The sequence below is a fragment of the Neorhizobium sp. IRS_2294 genome, assembly GCF_050500145.1.
GTDB classification, from domain to species: domain Bacteria; phylum Pseudomonadota; class Alphaproteobacteria; order Rhizobiales; family Rhizobiaceae; genus Neorhizobium; species Neorhizobium soli.
In genome coordinates this window covers 3,190,467-3,205,546 of sequence record NZ_CP191439.1, presented here as the reverse complement: position 1 = coordinate 3,205,546, position 15,080 = coordinate 3,190,467, and the positions used below count along the sequence as shown (strand labels likewise).

The window sequence follows — 15,080 nt, the reverse complement described above, 5'->3', positions numbered from 1 at the left end:
CAAAATGGACGCCGCTTCAGCCAATGCGACCTATCTTCTGGTACTTCTGTGCCTGAGTGTCGTCCTGCTTCTCGTGCATGTTCTTCTGCAGGGGAATTTCGCCACCAAGGATCGCGGCACGGCATGGAATGCCGGACCGCGGGACGGCGATAACGAACCCCAGAGCGTGATGGCCGGTCGTGCGGCCCGCGCTTCGCGAAACTACCAGGAAACCTATCCCGCCTTTATCGGCCTGCTGCTGGCGATGATCCTCACCGGGGATTCGTCGGGCTTTGGTTTGTTCGGGGCTGCGGTCTGGCTGGTGGCGCGGATCGTCTACATTCCACTTTATCTCAAGGGCATTCCCTATGTCCGCTCGCTTGTATGGCTGGTCAGCCTCGTCGGCCTGGCGCTGATGATGATCGCACTGTTCGTGTGACCGCCTCCTGCTCAATCAAAAGGATAGTCTGATGGCTTATGATGTTGTCGTAATCGGATCCGGCCCGGGCGGCTATGTCTGCGCAATCAAGGCGGCCCAGCTTGGCCTCAAGGTCGCTGTCGTCGAAAAGCGCTCCACCTACGGCGGTACCTGCCTCAACATCGGCTGCATTCCGTCCAAGGCGCTGCTGCATGCTTCGGAAATGTTTGCGCATGTGGCGCATGGCGTGGAAGAACTCGGCGTCGAGGTTCCGGCACCGACGCTTAACCTTTCGAAGATGATGGCCCACAAGGATGCGACGGTAAAGTCGAACACCGACGGCGTCGCCTTCCTGTTCAAGAAGAACAAGATCGACGGTTTCATCGGCACCGGCAAGATCGTTTCGGCCGGCAAGGTTTCGGTCACCGGTGAAGACGGCAAGGTCCAGGAAATCGAGACGAAGAACATCGTCATCGCCACCGGCTCCGATATTGCAGGCATCCCGGGCGTCAATGTCGACATCGACGAGAAGGTCATTGTCTCCTCGACGGGCGGTCTCACACTCGAAAAGGTCCCGGCCAACATGATCGTCGTCGGCGGCGGTGTGATCGGCATGGAACTCGGTTCGGTCTGGTCGCGTCTTGGCGCGAAGGTTACCGTGATCGAATATCTCGACAAGCTGCTCGGCTCGATGGATGCAGACGTTTCCAAGCAGTTCCAGCGCATGATGGCCAAGCAGGGCATGGACATCCGCACCGAAGCCAAGGTCACGGGCGTCGAGAAGACGGAAACAGGCGCCAAGGTCACCTATGAGCCGGTCAAGGGTGGCGATGCCGTCAGCCTCGAAGCCGATGTCGTGCTGATCTCGACGGGCCGCAAACCCTACACCGCAGGCCTTGGCCTCGAAGAAGCGGGCGTTGTGCTCGACAATCGCGGCCGCGTCGAAATCGACGGCGGCTACAAGACCAATGTTGCCGGCATCTACGCGATCGGCGACGTGGTGAAGGGCCCGATGCTGGCCCACAAGGCCGAAGACGAGGGCGTGGCGCTTGCCGAAATCCTCTCCGGCCAGCACGGCCACGTGAACTACGACGTCATTCCGTCTGTCGTCTATACGCAGCCGGAAGTCGCATCGGTCGGCCGCACGGAAGAAGAGCTGAAGGCTGCAGGCATCGCCTACAAGGTCGGCAAGTTCCCGTTCACGGCGAACGGTCGGGCCCGCGCGATGCTCGCCACCGACGGCTTCGTCAAGATTCTCGCCGACAAGGAAACCGATCGCGTTCTCGGCGGCCATATCGTCAGCTTCGGCGCCGGCGACATGATCCACGAGATTGCGGTGCTGATGGAATTCAGCGGTTCGTCCGAAGATCTCGGCCGCACCTGCCACGCTCACCCGACCCTGTCGGAAGCCGTGAAGGAAGCCGCACTCGCGACCTTTGCCAAGCCGATCCATATGTGATCGGCGACAATATCGCATCGGAAAACCGGCCCCGTAACAGGGCCGGTTTTTAGTGTCCGGTTGACAGGTGTACGTCCCTCGCCAGAGGGCTCAGTTCACAGCGGTGACTGTGAAACCCTGTTTGCGCAAAAGCTCGACCAGGCCGTCATCGCCCGGCAGGTGCAGTGCGCCGACGGCGATGAAGGTGCTGCCTTCGTTGAGGATGGGTGCTGCGCGTTCGGCCATCAGCAGGTTGCGCTTGCGCACCACCAGTTCCTCGAATTCGGCATAGCCGCTATCATCGTCCTCGCCCTCAGGCACGACGGTCTTCAGGAAGGGGATGGTCATGCCTACGTCGCCGGAGAGATAAAGGCCGGTCATCGTCTCGAACACGTCGTCCAGCTTGGGACCGAGTTTGATCGCTTCGATCAGCGATTTCATGTGGATATCGACCGGAATGGCAGCCAACGTCGAAAGCTGCTCGGCAAAGGTTTCGAGCCCCTTCACCGACTTGCCGGCTTTCGCCGCATCCAGCGCCAGCTGCTTGTCGAGGAAAGGGGTGTTCTGGGTCTTGCGGGCCATCTCGCAGGCGGGCATCGAGACGAGGCCCATCAGTAGCCAGGGCTTCATTCTCGAAACGGCGGCCAGCGGCACGCCGCGCTGTTTCAGGGCATCGCTGAGAAGTGCGAGGTCATCCTTCGTCAGCAGGCTCTCGATCGAGCTGCCATCGGTAAACATCGTCAGCTCCGGCTTGGACAGCATGCCCGCCATCGCCTTCTGCTCGTCGAGCACTTCGTCCGATTCGACGACGATGGTCTTTGCTTCCTTGCCCGCGGCATGGGCGCCCTCAGGCATTTTCAGAACGCGTGGATCGGTCACATGCATGGTGCCGAGAAGGTAGGACGGGGGGAGGCCGGCTTTCACGATTTTCCAGAAGATGCCGCGGCCGTTGGGGATTTTTTCGCCCTCTGCGACAACCTGCCGATAGGCGGCCGGATCGTTGGCCTTCATCTCCGCGATCAGGTCCCGCCCGGTGCAGGCCGGCGTCTCCGCGCGTGCGGCAAGCGAGGTGATCACGAGGCAGACCGAGGCCAGCAGCAGAACGTGCAGGGCGGCAAGCAACCAAAGCGCAGCCGTCTGGGCGCGTTGAAGGATTGTGCCGGCGAAAATACTGCGGATCATGTCATCAGTCCCAATTGTAGGGCTCACCCTAGCGGGACTGCTCGAACAGCGGCTTAACCGATGTGGTTAAGGATGGGTTCATGCCCTTGGATGGGCGCGGTCGTAGACTTCGAGCAGTCTCGACGTATCGACGCCCGTATAGACCTGCGTGGTGGAAAGGCTGGCATGTCCCAGCAGTTCCTGGATCGTGCGCAGATCGCCGCCTCCGGCCAGAAGATGGGTCGCGAAGGAATGGCGCAGCGCATGCGGGGTGGCGCTGTCGGGCAGGTCGAACGCGCTTCTGAGCTTCTGCATCTCGCGCTGGATGATCGCCGGCTGCAGTGTCTTGCCGCGCGCACCGCGGAACATCGGCGCATCGGCGTCCAGATGGTAGGGGCAGAGTTTCCGATAGGTTTCGACAGCTTCGAGGATGACCGGAAGAAGCGGCACAATCCGCATCTTGCCACCTTTGCCGAGAATGCGAAGCGAGGTTGCGCCTGCATCGACATCGGCGGGCGTCAGGCCCAGCGCTTCCGAAATGCGCAGGCCGCAGCCATAAAGCAGCGTCAGGATGGCGGCATCCCGCGCCGCGATCCACGGCTCCTCGTGCAGTTGCGCCTCTGCGGTGACGACGTTGAGGGCCTGGGTGTCTGTCAGCGGCTTCGGCAGCGATTTCGGTTGACGCGGGGCACGGATAGCGCCGGCGGCGACGGCATTCACCAGTCCCTTGCGCTCCAGATACCGCAGAAACGAGCGCAGTCCGGCCAGATGACGGCCGAGAGAGCGCGCACCGGAGCCTTCGCGCCGCCGGGCTGCCAGAAAACTTCTCAAGTCTGCCGGACGCAGCGTATGGATGTCCGCAATCGTCGGCGGTCCGGCGAGGTGCGTGGTCAGAAAAGTCAGGAATTGTCGGGTGTCGCGCTCATAGGCGTCGAGCGTGTTGGGCGAGAGCCGGCGCTCGCCACTCAGGCTTTCCAGCCATTCACGGCGCCTCTCGAGGAGATCGGGGGCAGCGATGATGAGCAGTTCGTTCATGAGGGCGACGTTGATTTCCGTGGCATGCCGCCCCAGATTGCACCCAGCATCGTTACGGAATCCCTAAAGGCGCGGTAACCCTGCCATCGTAATATCATGCGGGCCTGCTCCAGTGGGGACCCGCTTCAAGGAGTTTTAATGGACCGCCGTGATTCCATGACGAGCTTCGGCCAGGTCGCCGAAGCCATCGCACGCGTATCTCAAGGGCGTCCGGGCCACATCGTCGATACCCTCATCGCCGAGCGGGGCAAGCGGATTGTCGGCAGTCCGTTCTGGCCGGTCATGCGTCCGTTTCTCTACACGCTGCTGCGCTACGGCCGGGCGATCGAGTTCGCTGACGATATCGCGCCGAAATCCGGTTACCAGTGTTTCGAATATCTGAGCGAGCATCTGAAGCTGAAGCTTTCGGTCAAAAACGAGGAGCGGATCCCCGAAAAGGGCGGTTTCATCCTCGTCAGCAACCATCCGACCGGCATTGCCGACGGCGTCGCCGTGTTCGACCTGTTGAAGTCGCGCCGTCCGGACCTGATGGTGTTTGCCAACCGCGATGCGGTGCGGGTCAATCCGCGTTTTGCCGAAATGATCATTCCCGTCGAATGGCGCGACGATCACAAGAGCAAGCTCAAGACCCGCGAGACGCTGGTTCTCACCAACAAGGCGGTCGAGGAGGGCAAGGTGATGATCCTGTTCCCATCCGGCCGCATCGCCTACTGGGAAAATGGCCGGCTGAACGAGCGTCCGTGGAAGACCTCAGCCGTCGGACTTGCCCGCAAATACAATCTGCCGATCCTGCCGATCCACATGACGGCGCGCAATTCCGGGCTGTTCTACTGGCTTGCCAAATGGTCGACCGAGCTGCGCGACATGACGGTGTTCCATGAGCTGCTGAACAAGAAGGGCAACCAGTTCGATTTCACCATCGGACACATGATCCAACCGGACCAGCTGGAGGGTGACGTCGTCGAGGTCACCAAGGCGCTGGAGCGGCATACGGTGTTCGGACTTGCCGCCGACGGCGACGCGCAGTTTGCGCCACAATCAGTAGTCCTCGAGGAAGCGCTCCAGGCCCCGGTTCAGGCGTAGATACTGCTGGCGATCGAGCTCTTTGATCGCCCGCTCTTCGGTCGCAGACACTGCCGATGTCGCAGGCTGTTGCCTCGGCCGCGCGGGCGCCGTCGGCGTCATCTTCTGCGGCTTCGGTTTTTGTCTCAATTTCTCTTTCTCTTCCGTCAGCGTCGGCATGGAGAGTGCAAACAGCAGCCGGTGCTTGTGGATGCGCGACGCGGAATTCGTCATGCCGAGGCTCGATATCGTGACACCTGAGGTCACCGGGTTGAGCTCGATCTTCGGATCGATATTTCCCTTCAGCGTGGTCGTGAATTCCAGCGTATCAGCCATGGTGATCACGTCGGTGCCGCTCGGGGCTTTGAGATTGCCTTTCTCGTTGAGCCACACGAATGTCTCGAGCGTTTCCTTCAAGCCGATCCGTCCGACGATCGGGTAGATGAGGTTGCCGCCTCTCGCTTTCGGGGCACAGTATAGGTCGTTGACCTCAGTCGCCAGCTTCGCGAATTCATCCGTGACGCGAAAGCTGCGGTTGTTCTGGCGGGACAGATCGACGCTGCTGCCCAGTCCGAGACTGCGGGTGCCGTTCGAGAACGGGTTGAGCAGGCCCAACGAAAACCCGTGGCTGTCCATTTCCGTCATGTTGAGCTGAAAGTCGTACGCGATGAACGACTTGGCATAGCGGTCGAAATAGAGACTGATGTCCGGGCTGTAGCGGCGTGTGAAAGCATCGGCATAGGTTACCGTCCCGGCTAGAAGCTCTGCGGAGAGCTGCTTCTCCGCCGGGGATCCGTATTCGCGCAGTAGCCCCGTGGCGATCTCGCGGATGGCATCGCGCGCCTCGCAGCGCACCTTGGCGACAATCTGGTAGGTCGTATCCGGCTTGGAGAAATCCTCTGGCAGAGGATGAATATTGCAGCCGGCCAGCAGAATAGCAGGCACGACAAGCGTCGTCATCGACTTGCAGAACATCCGTAGCCCCCACTCCGGTTAGGACTCTACCTATAGTTAATTTCTATTTACGATACAACCTAAATTTCACGCCGCGATGTGTGTCGTCAACGGCGGGGAGCGCCAAACAGCGGTTCCCTTTCGTTGCGGTTTTGGGCATGGTCCCGCCATGGACACAGATTCGTCCGACCTGTTCGGTCCGCTCCTCGATAAGCCCGTCGCGGCCGTCGTGCCGGTCCTGGTGCCTTTGCCGGTGCCGGGTCCGTATAGCTATGCCGTGCCCGAGGGACTGACTGTTGTGCCCGGTTCGGTCGTGCAGGTGCCGGTCGGCCCACGCCAGATGATCGGCGTCGTGTGGGATGGCGCAGACGACAGCACGCTCGACCCGAAGAAGCTTCGACCGATCACGCTCGCTTTCGATTGCCCGCCGCTCTCCAAGGAGATGCGCGATTTCGTCGACTGGGTCTCGGCCTATACGCTGTCGCCGCCGGGTTTCGTGGCCCGCATGGCGATCCGGGCTCCGGCAGCGCTCGATCCGGAACCGATGGTGGAGGGGCTGCGCTTTATCGGCGGCGAGCCGTCGCGACTGACGCCGGCCAGAACCCGGGTGCTCGACCTCGCGAAAGAGCAGGAAGCGCCCTGGACCCGCAGCGGCCTTGCGCATGCGGCCGGCGTGTCCCTGAGTGTCGTCGACGGATTGATCAAGCAGGGTGTGTTCGACACGATTTTCCTGCCGCCGCCGCCTGTCGTGGCAAGGCCTCATCCGGATTACACCGCGCCCCGCATCGAGGGACCTCAGAAAGGGGCGGCTGAAGAGATCGTCGCTTCTGTCCGCGCCGGCGGGTTTGCCGCTTCCCTGATTGATGGCGTTACGGGGTCCGGCAAGACGGAAGTGTATTTCGAGGCGATCGCCCAGGCGCTCCGACAAGACAAGCAGGTTCTGATCCTGTTGCCGGAAATCGCACTCACGTCGAGCTTTCTCGATCGGTTCGAGCAGCGGTTCGGAGCAAAGCCTGCCGAATGGCATTCGGATCTTTCCCCCGTATCCGCGAAAAGGTCTGGCGCGGCGTCGTGACGGGCGAGGTGAGGGTGGTTGCCGGGGCCCGTTCGGCTCTGTTCCTGCCGTTCGAGGATCTGGGGCTGATCGTCATCGACGAAGAACACGACCCTGCCTACAAGCAGGAGGACCGCGTCTTCTACAATGCCCGCGACATGGCGGTGGTGCGGGCCCGCATCGGCGATTTCCCGATCGTGCTGGTGTCGGCAACGCCTTCCGTGGAAAGCCAGGTCAACGGGCTCTCCGGGCGCTACACGACGGTCCACCTGCCGACCCGCTTTGGTGATGCAGCACTGCCGGACCTGCATCTCGTCGACATGCGCCGCCATCCGCCGGAACGCGGTGGGTTCCTCTCGCCCATTCTCCTGCGCGGCATGAAGAAGGCGCTGGAGCGCGGCGAGCAGTCGCTGCTGTTTCTGAACCGTCGCGGCTATGCGCCGCTGACGCTCTGCCGTGTCTGCGGCCACCGCTTCCAGTGCCCGCAATGTTCGAGCTGGCTGGTCGAGCATCGCTTCAGAAACCAGATCCAGTGCCATCAGTGCGGCTATCACGAACATACGCCGGAAGCCTGCCCGGAATGCGGGACGTTCGACCACCTCGTCGCCTGCGGGCCGGGCGTGGAGCGGATCGCGGAAGAGGTGGAGAAGCATTTCCCGGAAGCCCGCACCATCGTCATGTCGTCGGACCTGCTCGGCGGCGTGAAGCGGTTGCGGATGGAGCTCGACGCGATCGCCAAGGGCGATGTGGATATCGTGATCGGCACACAGCTGGTGGCGAAGGGCCATAACTTTCCGCTGATGACGCTGGTCGGCATCGTCGATGCGGATCTCGGTCTGTCGAACGGAGACCCGCGGGCGGCCGAGAGGACTTTCCAGCTGCTCAGCCAGGTAACGGGCCGCGCCGGGCGAACGGGGTTGAAGAGCCACGGCCTGATCCAGACCTTCCAGCCGCAGCATCCCGTCATGCAGGCGATCGTCTCCGGTGACGCGGGCGCCTTCTACGAGCGTGAGATCGCTGAGCGCGAGAAGGCGATCCTGCCGCCGTTCGGGCGGCTTGCGTCGCTGATCGTCTCGGCCGATACGCGCGCCGATGCGGAAACCCATGCACGGGGATTGCGCGCGGCCGCACCAAGGGTGACCGGGATTTCCGTGCTTGGTCCAGCTGAAGCGCCGCTCGCGCTGGTACGCGGCCGCCATCGATTCCGGCTTTTGGTGCACGGACGGCGCAATTCCGACATGCAGGCTTTCCTGAAGGCGATGATGTCTGCCGGCCCGAAGGTCCGTGGTACGGTGCAGATCCAGCTCGATATCGATCCTCAGAGTTTTCTCTGATCCTATCTTTGCGAGTTGTTTACCGCTTCCGATAAAATCGCCGCACAAGAACGATTCGAGGATTCCATGGAACTGTATTTCCCCACCGAGACCGGCGAGCAGCTGGCGTTTGTCTGCGCTGCCGCGACGGCTCTCATCGGGCTCCTCATCCTCCTGTTTCCCGGCCCCTGCCTGCGGCTTTCGGCGTTCCGTGTCGGCGATGTCCGGCCGGAGGGTTACGGATCGGTGCGGGCCGCCGGCGCTCAATATGTCGGCCTCGGTGTCGTGCCGATCATCTTTGCCCAGGATTGGTTCTATATGGTGCTCGGCATCGTGCTTGGTCTGGGGGCATTCGGAAGGCTGGTCTCGTTTGCTTTCGATCGTGGCGCAACTGTGAAAAACACGCTGATTTTCCTACTACAAGTTGTCCTTTCAGCCGGCCCGCTCGCCTATGTCTTCGGCTATCTCTGAGCTTTCCAATCAAGAGTGTTCATCTCAGACGCGGTCAATTCCAGCGGTGTCCGACATAAAAACGACTCAAGCTCTAGTCCCAGGGGCGTTTTCCCGCCTCTCCCGTGTTGCGAGTCCCTACATCCTATGCTAGACGGACCGCGAAAGTCGGAAAGGGTGGGGTGGAGGCCTCGCTGGTTCTGATTAAAAATCAAATATTTTCAAGGTCTTGCTGATCCTCTAACATAGGGCACAGCGCTTGGATGGCAATTCAGGGAAACTGTGCCCGTGGCTGACACGTCCCCGCTTATTTCCGGTGTCGCAGAGCGTTACGCTTCTTCGCTTTTTGAGCTCGCGCTCGAAACCGGTTCCATCGATAAAGTCAGCGCCGATCTCGATCGGTTTCAGGCGTTGCTGGATGAGAGCGAAGACCTTCGGCGTCTGGTTGCAAGCCCGGTGTTTTCCGCCCACGATCAGCAGAACGCGGTGACAGCCGTTGCCGAAAAGGCTGGCATCACCGGTGCCGTTCTCAACTTCATCAAGGTCGTTGCCGGAAATCGCCGTCTTTTTGCGCTTCCGGGCATGATCCGTAGCTTCCGTCAAATCGCTGCCGAGCATCGTGGCGAGGTTACCGCAGAGGTAACGTCTGCCCACGCGCTCACCCCAGCGCAGGAAACTGAACTTAAGTCGGCGCTGAAGGGCGTCACCGGCAAGGATGTGACAATCGCCGTTACGATCGATCCGTCGATCCTCGGTGGCCTGATCGTCAAGGTCGGGTCGCGTCAGATCGATACGTCCCTTCGCACCAAACTTTCCACCCTTAAGCTTGCATTGAAAGAGGTCGGCTGATGGATATCCGTGCAGCGGAAATTTCCGCAATTCTCAAGGACCAGATCAAGAACTTCGGCCAGGAAGCCGAAGTCTCTGAAGTCGGCCAGGTTCTGTCCGTCGGTGACGGTATCGCTCGCGTTTACGGCCTCGACAATGTCCAGGCTGGTGAAATGGTCGAGTTCCCGGGCGGTGTCCGCGGTATGGCGCTGAACCTCGAATCCGACAATGTCGGCGTGGTTATCTTCGGCTCCGACCGTAACATCAAGGAAGGCGACACCGTCAAGCGGACCGGCGCCATCGTTGACGTTCCTGTCGGTCCGGAACTGCTCGGCCGCGTCGTTGACGCGCTCGGCAACCCGATCGACGGCAAGGGCCCGATCAACGCGACCCGCCGTTCGCGCGTCGACGTCAAGGCTCCAGGTATCATCCCGCGCAAGTCGGTTCATGAGCCGATGTCGACCGGCCTCAAGGCCATCGATGCTCTGATCCCGGTTGGCCGCGGCCAGCGCGAGCTCGTCATCGGCGACCGTCAGACCGGCAAGACCGCGATCATTCTCGACGCGTTCCTGAACCAGAAGGCCATTCACGAGAACGGCCCGGAAAACGACAAGCTGTTCTGCGTGTACGTGGCCATCGGCCAGAAGCGCTCGACGGTTGCCCAGTTCGTCAAGGTTCTCGAAGAACGCGGCGCACTGCCATACTCGATCATCGTCGCTGCGACGGCTTCCGACGCTGCTCCTATGCAGTATCTTGCTCCGTTCGCCGGTTGCGCGATGGGCGAATACTTCCGCGACAACGGTCAGCACGCGCTGATCGCTTATGACGACCTTTCCAAGCAGGCCGTCGCTTATCGTCAGATGTCCCTGCTGCTGCGTCGTCCTCCGGGCCGCGAAGCTTACCCGGGCGACGTCTTCTATCTGCACTCGCGTCTTCTCGAGCGCGCTGCCAAGCTCTCCGACGAGCGTGGCGCCGGTTCGCTGACGGCTCTGCCTGTCATCGAAACCCAGGGTAACGACGTTTCGGCGTTTATTCCGACCAACGTGATCTCGATCACCGACGGTCAGATCTTCCTTGAAACCGACCTGTTCTACCAGGGTATCCGTCCGGCCGTGAACGTCGGTCTGTCGGTGTCCCGCGTTGGCTCGGCCGCGCAGATCAAGGCGATGAAGCAGGTTGCCGGCTCGATCAAGGGCGAGCTTGCCCAGTATCGTGAAATGGCTGCGTTCGCGCAGTTCGGCTCCGACCTCGACGCCTCGACACAGCGCCTGCTGAACCGCGGTGCACGCCTGACCGAACTTCTGAAGCAGCCGCAGTTCTCGCCGCTGAAGACCGAAGAACAGGTTGCGGTGATCTTTGCTGGCGTCAACGGCTACCTCGACAAGATCGCGGTTTCCGATGTCGGCAAGTTCGAGCAGGGTCTGCTTTCCTACCTTCGTTCCGAAGGCAAGGCGGTTCTCGAAACGATCCGCAGCGAGAAGCAGGTTTCCGACGACACGAAGGCAAAGCTCAAGGCAGCTCTCGACAGCTTCGCCAAGTCTTTCGCCTAAAACGGATCTAGATCGAGGACCGATAACGGATGCCTTCACTTAAGGATCTGAAAAACCGGATCGCCTCCGTCAAGGCGACGCAGAAGATCACCAGGGCGATGAAAATGGTCGCCGCTGCGAAACTGCGCCGTGCACAGGAGGCGGCCGAGGCTGCCCGTCCTTATGCGGAGCGTATGACCAAAGTATTGGCCAGCCTTACGGCTGCCAATGCCGGCAATGCCGAAGCACCGCTTCTCTTGTCCGGGACTGGCAAGGATCAGGTTCATCTCCTGATCGTTGCGACCGGCGAGCGTGGTCTGGCGGGGGGCTTCAACTCCTCGATCGTCCGTCTGGCACGCGAACATGCGCTGAAGCTGATTGCACAGGGCAAGACGGTGAAGATCCTGACCGTCGGCCGCAAGGGCAACGACGTGCTTCGCCGTACGTTCAAGGACAACATCGTCCACTATGTGACCTTCCGCGAAGTCAAGCAGCTTGGTTTCGTCCAGGCCGACGAAGTGGCCCACAAGGTGCTCGAGCTGTTCAACGCCGGTGAATTCGACGTTGCGACGCTGTTCTTTGCGCGCTTCCAGTCGGTTATCGCACAGGTGGCAACTGCCCAGCAGATCATCCCCGCAAAGTTCGACGTTCGGGATGCAGCACAGCCGGATGCCGGTTCTGCCGCACTCTACGAATACGAGCCGAGTGAACAGGAAATCCTGGAAGACCTGCTGCCGAAGAACATCGCAGTGCAGATCTTCCGTGCACTTCTTGAAAACAACGCTTCCTTCTATGGCGCGCAGATGTCTGCAATGGACAACGCGACGCGCAATGCCGGTGACATGATCAACAAGCTGACGCTCTCCTACAACCGTCAGCGCCAGGCACAGATCACCAAGGAACTCATCGAAATCATTTCGGGCGCGGAAGCGCTCTGAGGTAAAGAAAGAGGGTAATAATCATGGCTACCGCAACGGGCACGTCCCTCGGCAAAGTGACCCAGGTTATCGGCGCTGTCGTCGACGTGGCGTTCGACGGCGAACTGCCGGCGATCCTCAACGCGCTTGAAACAGAGAACAACGGCAACCGCCTCGTTCTCGAAGTCGCGCAGCATCTTGGTGAAAACCAGGTTCGCACCATCGCCATGGACTCGACCGAAGGTCTTGTTCGCGGTCAGCGCGTTACCGATACCGGCGCTCCGATCACCGTTCCGGTTGGTCCTGAGACGCTCGGCCGCATCATGAACGTCATCGGCGAGCCGGTCGACGAAGCTGGTCCGCTGATCACGTCGGGCAAGCGCTCCATCCACCAGGAAGCACCGTCCTACGTCGAGCAGTCGACCGAAGGCCAGATCCTGGTAACCGGCATCAAGGTCGTCGATCTGCTGGCTCCCTATTCCAAGGGCGGTAAGGTCGGCCTGTTCGGCGGCGCCGGCGTTGGCAAGACCGTTCTCATCATGGAACTGATCAACAACGTCGCCAAGGCGCATGGTGGTTACTCGGTATTTGCTGGCGTGGGTGAACGCACCCGCGAAGGCAACGACCTTTACCACGAAATGATCGAATCCGGCGTGAACAAGCACGGCGGCGGCGAAGGCTCGAAGGCAGCTCTCGTTTACGGCCAGATGAACGAACCGCCGGGCGCCCGCGCTCGCGTCGCTCTGACGGGTCTGACGATCGCTGAAGACTTCCGCGACAAGGGCCAGGACGTTCTGTTCTTCGTCGACAACATCTTCCGCTTTACCCAGGCAGGTTCCGAAGTGTCGGCTCTTCTCGGCCGTATTCCTTCGGCCGTTGGTTATCAGCCGACGCTTGCGACCGACATGGGTCAGATGCAGGAACGCATCACCACCACGACCAAGGGTTCGATCACCTCGGTTCAGGCCATCTACGTTCCCGCCGACGACTTGACCGACCCGGCTCCTGCAACCTCGTTCGCCCACTTGGACGCAACGACGGTTCTGTCGCGCTCGATCGCTGAAAAGGGTATCTACCCGGCTGTGGATCCGCTCGACTCGACCTCGCGCATGCTCGACCCGCTGGTTGTCGGCGAAGAGCACTACGAGATCGCTCGTAAGGTTCAGACGACGCTTCAGCGCTACAAGGCTCTGCAGGACATCATCGCCATCCTCGGCATGGACGAACTGTCCGAAGAGGACAAGATGACCGTTCAGCGCGCCCGCAAGATCGAGCGCTTCCTGTCGCAGCCATTCTTCGTCGCCGAAGTCTTCACCGGTGCGCCGGGCAAGCTGGTCGCTCTCGAAGACACGATCAAGGGCTTCAAGGGCCTCGTTGCCGGCGAATACGATCACCTGCCGGAAGCTGCCTTCTACATGGTCGGCTCGATCGAAGAAGCGATTGAAAAGGCCAAGAAGCTTTCCGAAGCTGCTTGATCCTATAAGACGGCGCGCGGGACATGATCCGGCGCGCCATTCCTGCTTGAAACACTCGAGGGAAGTGGACCTTGATGGCCGACGCTTTCAAATTTGAACTGGTATCGCCCGAGCGCCTGCTCGTGTCGGAGAATGTCTCCGAAGTGGTGATCCCGGCAACGCTTGGCGAAATGACGGTGCTTGCCAACCATGCGCCGACGATGACGACGATCAAGCCGGGCGTCGTGTCCGTGAAGCTTGCCTCGGGTCAGGTCACCAAATACGTCGTTTTCGGTGGTTTTGCCGATATCGTTCAGGACAGTTGCACGCTGCTCGCGGAATCCGCTGTGCCGGTCACCGAACTGAACCAGGACACGCTGCAGAAGCGCATCGATGCAACCCAGGCTGCCATCGACAACGCCAACAGCGACGAGCACAAGACGAAGCTCGAACAGTTCCTGTCCGAACTGACGCATCTGAACGGCATCGTCGTTCCGGCCTGATTTTTCAGAGTTAGCTATAATTTACGAAGGGCGGTCCATCGGGCCGCCTTTCGCGTTTTAGCGCTTTCGGTGCCTATGGGTTTCCGAGGAGGTGCTGGTGGAGGCGAGCGGCGCCCGGTGTGAGCGAGCGGTAGCGCGGCATGCCGAGATAGTAGCCGTAGCCCGTATCGAGCTGAGCCGTGCCAAGTTCCACCAGTGATCCGGATGCGAGCTCCTCGGCAATCAATCCCCTGCTGCCAAGCGTCACGCCCTCGCCGCGCAGGGCTGCATCGATCGCCAGCGAATAGGTCGAGAAGGACAGGCGCGGCTTGATCGCGGCCTTCGGTGGCTTCGGCAATCGCGCGAACCATTGCCTGAGCGAGATCCAGTGGGCGTTGGCCCGCTCGTAATCGATCAGGTCGAGCTGGGTCATGGCGTCTGCGGTGAGCGAGGCTGCATCCAGCGCACGTCTTTCCACATAGGCGAGGGAGGCGACGGGGACGAGGCTTTCCCGGATCAACAAAGTGAGGTTCCACCGCGGGTGTTCGCCGGCGGCATAGAGGATGACGAGGTCGTTCGCCTCCGAGGCCAGTTCCGACGGCACGTCGGTTGTGAGCAAACGCACGGAAACAGAAGGGCTCTCATTGTCGAAATCCTTCAGGCGCTTGCCGAGCCACAGATGCGAGACCGAGCTGCTGGCGGCGATCGAGATGGTTTCGCGGCCTCCGCCCCGGAACGGCTCCAGACTTTCCTCCAGATATTCCAGCGTGGCGCGCACCCTTTGGGCAAGCCGGTCTCCCTCCGATGTCAGGCTGAGATTGCGGCCGCGCCGCGTGAAGAGTTTTGCGCCGAGTTGGTCTTCCAGCCCCTGGATACGCCGGCTGACGGCGGCCTGGGTGATATGAAGCTCACGACCGGCGCGGGAGAAATTCATGAGCCGGCAGGCGGCATCGAAGACGCGGAAGGCTTCCAGCGGAATTCTGTCCAGCATCGACGTCTCCATGAT

At 61.0% G+C, this 15,080-nt stretch carries 13 protein-coding genes and 1 pseudogene; 10 read left to right on the top strand and 4 right to left on the bottom strand.

Annotation, left to right across the window (positions count from 1 at the left end; translation table 11 throughout):
- Positions 1-4 precede the first annotated feature (4 nt).
- On the top strand, positions 5-418 hold the full coding sequence (locus ACQY1K_RS15485; protein ID WP_192077832.1) for an MAPEG family protein: 414 nt from the start codon (positions 5-7) through the stop codon (positions 416-418).
- 31 nt (positions 419-449) lie between these two features.
- Positions 450-1,856, top strand: a complete 1,407-nt coding sequence (lpdA, locus tag ACQY1K_RS15480) for a dihydrolipoyl dehydrogenase (RefSeq protein ID WP_430257794.1) — start codon at positions 450-452, stop codon at positions 1,854-1,856.
- 90 nt (positions 1,857-1,946) lie between these two features.
- Here the strand turns inward: lpdA and ACQY1K_RS15475 are convergent, their stop codons facing one another.
- A complete protein-coding gene (locus ACQY1K_RS15475) occupies positions 1,947-3,017 on the bottom strand; it encodes a TraB/GumN family protein (RefSeq protein ID WP_430257793.1) in 1,071 nt (356 codons plus the stop codon).
- A 78-nt stretch (positions 3,018-3,095) separates the two neighbouring features.
- Positions 3,096-4,031 (bottom strand): tyrosine recombinase XerC, encoded by a 936-nt coding sequence (locus ACQY1K_RS15470; RefSeq protein ID WP_430257792.1) that lies wholly within the window; start codon positions 4,029-4,031, stop codon positions 3,096-3,098.
- Between the two features lie 138 nt (positions 4,032-4,169).
- Here ACQY1K_RS15470 and ACQY1K_RS15465 point away from each other — a divergent pair, with 138 nt between their 5' ends.
- Positions 4,170-5,114, top strand: coding sequence for a GNAT family N-acetyltransferase (locus tag ACQY1K_RS15465; RefSeq protein WP_430257790.1), 945 nt, complete (start codon positions 4,170-4,172; stop codon positions 5,112-5,114).
- Here the strand turns inward: ACQY1K_RS15465 and ACQY1K_RS15460 are convergent.
- Positions 5,070-6,053 (bottom strand): hypothetical protein, encoded by a 984-nt coding sequence (locus ACQY1K_RS15460; RefSeq protein ID WP_430257789.1) that lies wholly within the window; start codon positions 6,051-6,053, stop codon positions 5,070-5,072. The genes ACQY1K_RS15465 and ACQY1K_RS15460 overlap by 45 nt on opposite strands.
- Positions 6,054-6,216: 163 nt before the next feature.
- Between ACQY1K_RS15460 and ACQY1K_RS15455 the strand changes: the two are divergent.
- The 7 genes and pseudogenes from ACQY1K_RS15455 to ACQY1K_RS15425 all read left to right on the top strand — a co-directional run bounded on the left by ACQY1K_RS15455 (position 6,217) and on the right by ACQY1K_RS15425 (position 14,095).
- Positions 6,217-8,435 (top strand): annotated as a pseudogene (locus ACQY1K_RS15455) (primosomal protein N').
- A 66-nt stretch (positions 8,436-8,501) separates the two neighbouring features.
- On the top strand, positions 8,502-8,885 hold the full coding sequence (locus ACQY1K_RS15450) for a hypothetical protein (RefSeq protein WP_062462528.1): 384 nt from the start codon (positions 8,502-8,504) through the stop codon (positions 8,883-8,885).
- A gap of 261 nt (positions 8,886-9,146) precedes the next feature.
- A complete protein-coding gene (locus tag ACQY1K_RS15445) occupies positions 9,147-9,713 on the top strand; it encodes a F0F1 ATP synthase subunit delta (protein ID WP_062581709.1) in 567 nt (188 codons plus the stop codon).
- Positions 9,713-11,242 carry a F0F1 ATP synthase subunit alpha gene (gene atpA / locus ACQY1K_RS15440; protein WP_062581711.1) on the top strand — a complete coding sequence of 510 codons (1,530 nt, stop codon included), beginning with the start codon at positions 9,713-9,715 and terminating at the stop codon, positions 11,240-11,242. The genes ACQY1K_RS15445 and atpA overlap by 1 nt, the downstream gene beginning before the upstream one ends.
- 29 nt (positions 11,243-11,271) lie before the next feature.
- The gene (locus ACQY1K_RS15435) at positions 11,272-12,159 is read left to right on the top strand and encodes a F0F1 ATP synthase subunit gamma (RefSeq protein WP_062581712.1); all 888 of its coding nucleotides are present in this window, start codon (positions 11,272-11,274) and stop codon (positions 12,157-12,159) included.
- A 23-nt stretch (positions 12,160-12,182) separates the two neighbouring features.
- Entirely contained in the window at positions 12,183-13,613 is a 1,431-nt protein-coding gene (gene atpD, locus ACQY1K_RS15430; RefSeq protein WP_062581713.1) for a F0F1 ATP synthase subunit beta, read from the top strand.
- Positions 13,614-13,687: 74 nt separating this feature from the next.
- Positions 13,688-14,095, top strand: coding sequence for a F0F1 ATP synthase subunit epsilon (locus tag ACQY1K_RS15425; protein ID WP_062462547.1), 408 nt, complete (start codon positions 13,688-13,690; stop codon positions 14,093-14,095).
- A 73-nt stretch (positions 14,096-14,168) separates the two neighbouring features.
- Here the strand turns inward: ACQY1K_RS15425 and ACQY1K_RS15420 are convergent, their stop codons facing one another.
- Positions 14,169-15,065, bottom strand: coding sequence for a LysR substrate-binding domain-containing protein (locus ACQY1K_RS15420; RefSeq protein ID WP_430257788.1), 897 nt, complete (start codon positions 15,063-15,065; stop codon positions 14,169-14,171).
- Between the last annotated feature and the right edge of the window lie 15 nt (positions 15,066-15,080).

What these genes read in the sequence shown, in the direction of transcription:
- ACQY1K_RS15485 (WP_192077832.1), top strand. Translation starts at nt 5, where the DNA reads ATGGACGCCGCTTCAGCCAATGCGACCTATCTTCTGGTACTTCTGTGC.
- lpdA (WP_430257794.1), top strand. Translation starts at nt 450, where the DNA reads ATGGCTTATGATGTTGTCGTAATCGGATCCGGCCCGGGCGGCTATGTC.
- ACQY1K_RS15475 (WP_430257793.1), bottom strand. Translation starts at nt 3,017, where the DNA reads ATGATCCGCAGTATTTTCGCCGGCACAATCCTTCAACGCGCCCAGACG.
- ACQY1K_RS15470 (WP_430257792.1), bottom strand. Translation starts at nt 4,031, where the DNA reads ATGAACGAACTGCTCATCATCGCTGCCCCCGATCTCCTCGAGAGGCGC.
- ACQY1K_RS15465 (WP_430257790.1), top strand. Translation starts at nt 4,170, where the DNA reads ATGGACCGCCGTGATTCCATGACGAGCTTCGGCCAGGTCGCCGAAGCC.
- ACQY1K_RS15460 (WP_430257789.1), bottom strand. Translation starts at nt 6,053, where the DNA reads ATGACGACGCTTGTCGTGCCTGCTATTCTGCTGGCCGGCTGCAATATT.
- ACQY1K_RS15450 (WP_062462528.1), top strand. Translation starts at nt 8,502, where the DNA reads ATGGAACTGTATTTCCCCACCGAGACCGGCGAGCAGCTGGCGTTTGTC.
- atpA (WP_062581711.1), top strand. Translation starts at nt 9,713, where the DNA reads ATGGATATCCGTGCAGCGGAAATTTCCGCAATTCTCAAGGACCAGATC.
- ACQY1K_RS15435 (WP_062581712.1), top strand. Translation starts at nt 11,272, where the DNA reads ATGCCTTCACTTAAGGATCTGAAAAACCGGATCGCCTCCGTCAAGGCG.
- atpD (WP_062581713.1), top strand. Translation starts at nt 12,183, where the DNA reads ATGGCTACCGCAACGGGCACGTCCCTCGGCAAAGTGACCCAGGTTATC.
- ACQY1K_RS15425 (WP_062462547.1), top strand. Translation starts at nt 13,688, where the DNA reads ATGGCCGACGCTTTCAAATTTGAACTGGTATCGCCCGAGCGCCTGCTC.
- ACQY1K_RS15420 (WP_430257788.1), bottom strand. Translation starts at nt 15,065, where the DNA reads ATGCTGGACAGAATTCCGCTGGAAGCCTTCCGCGTCTTCGATGCCGCC.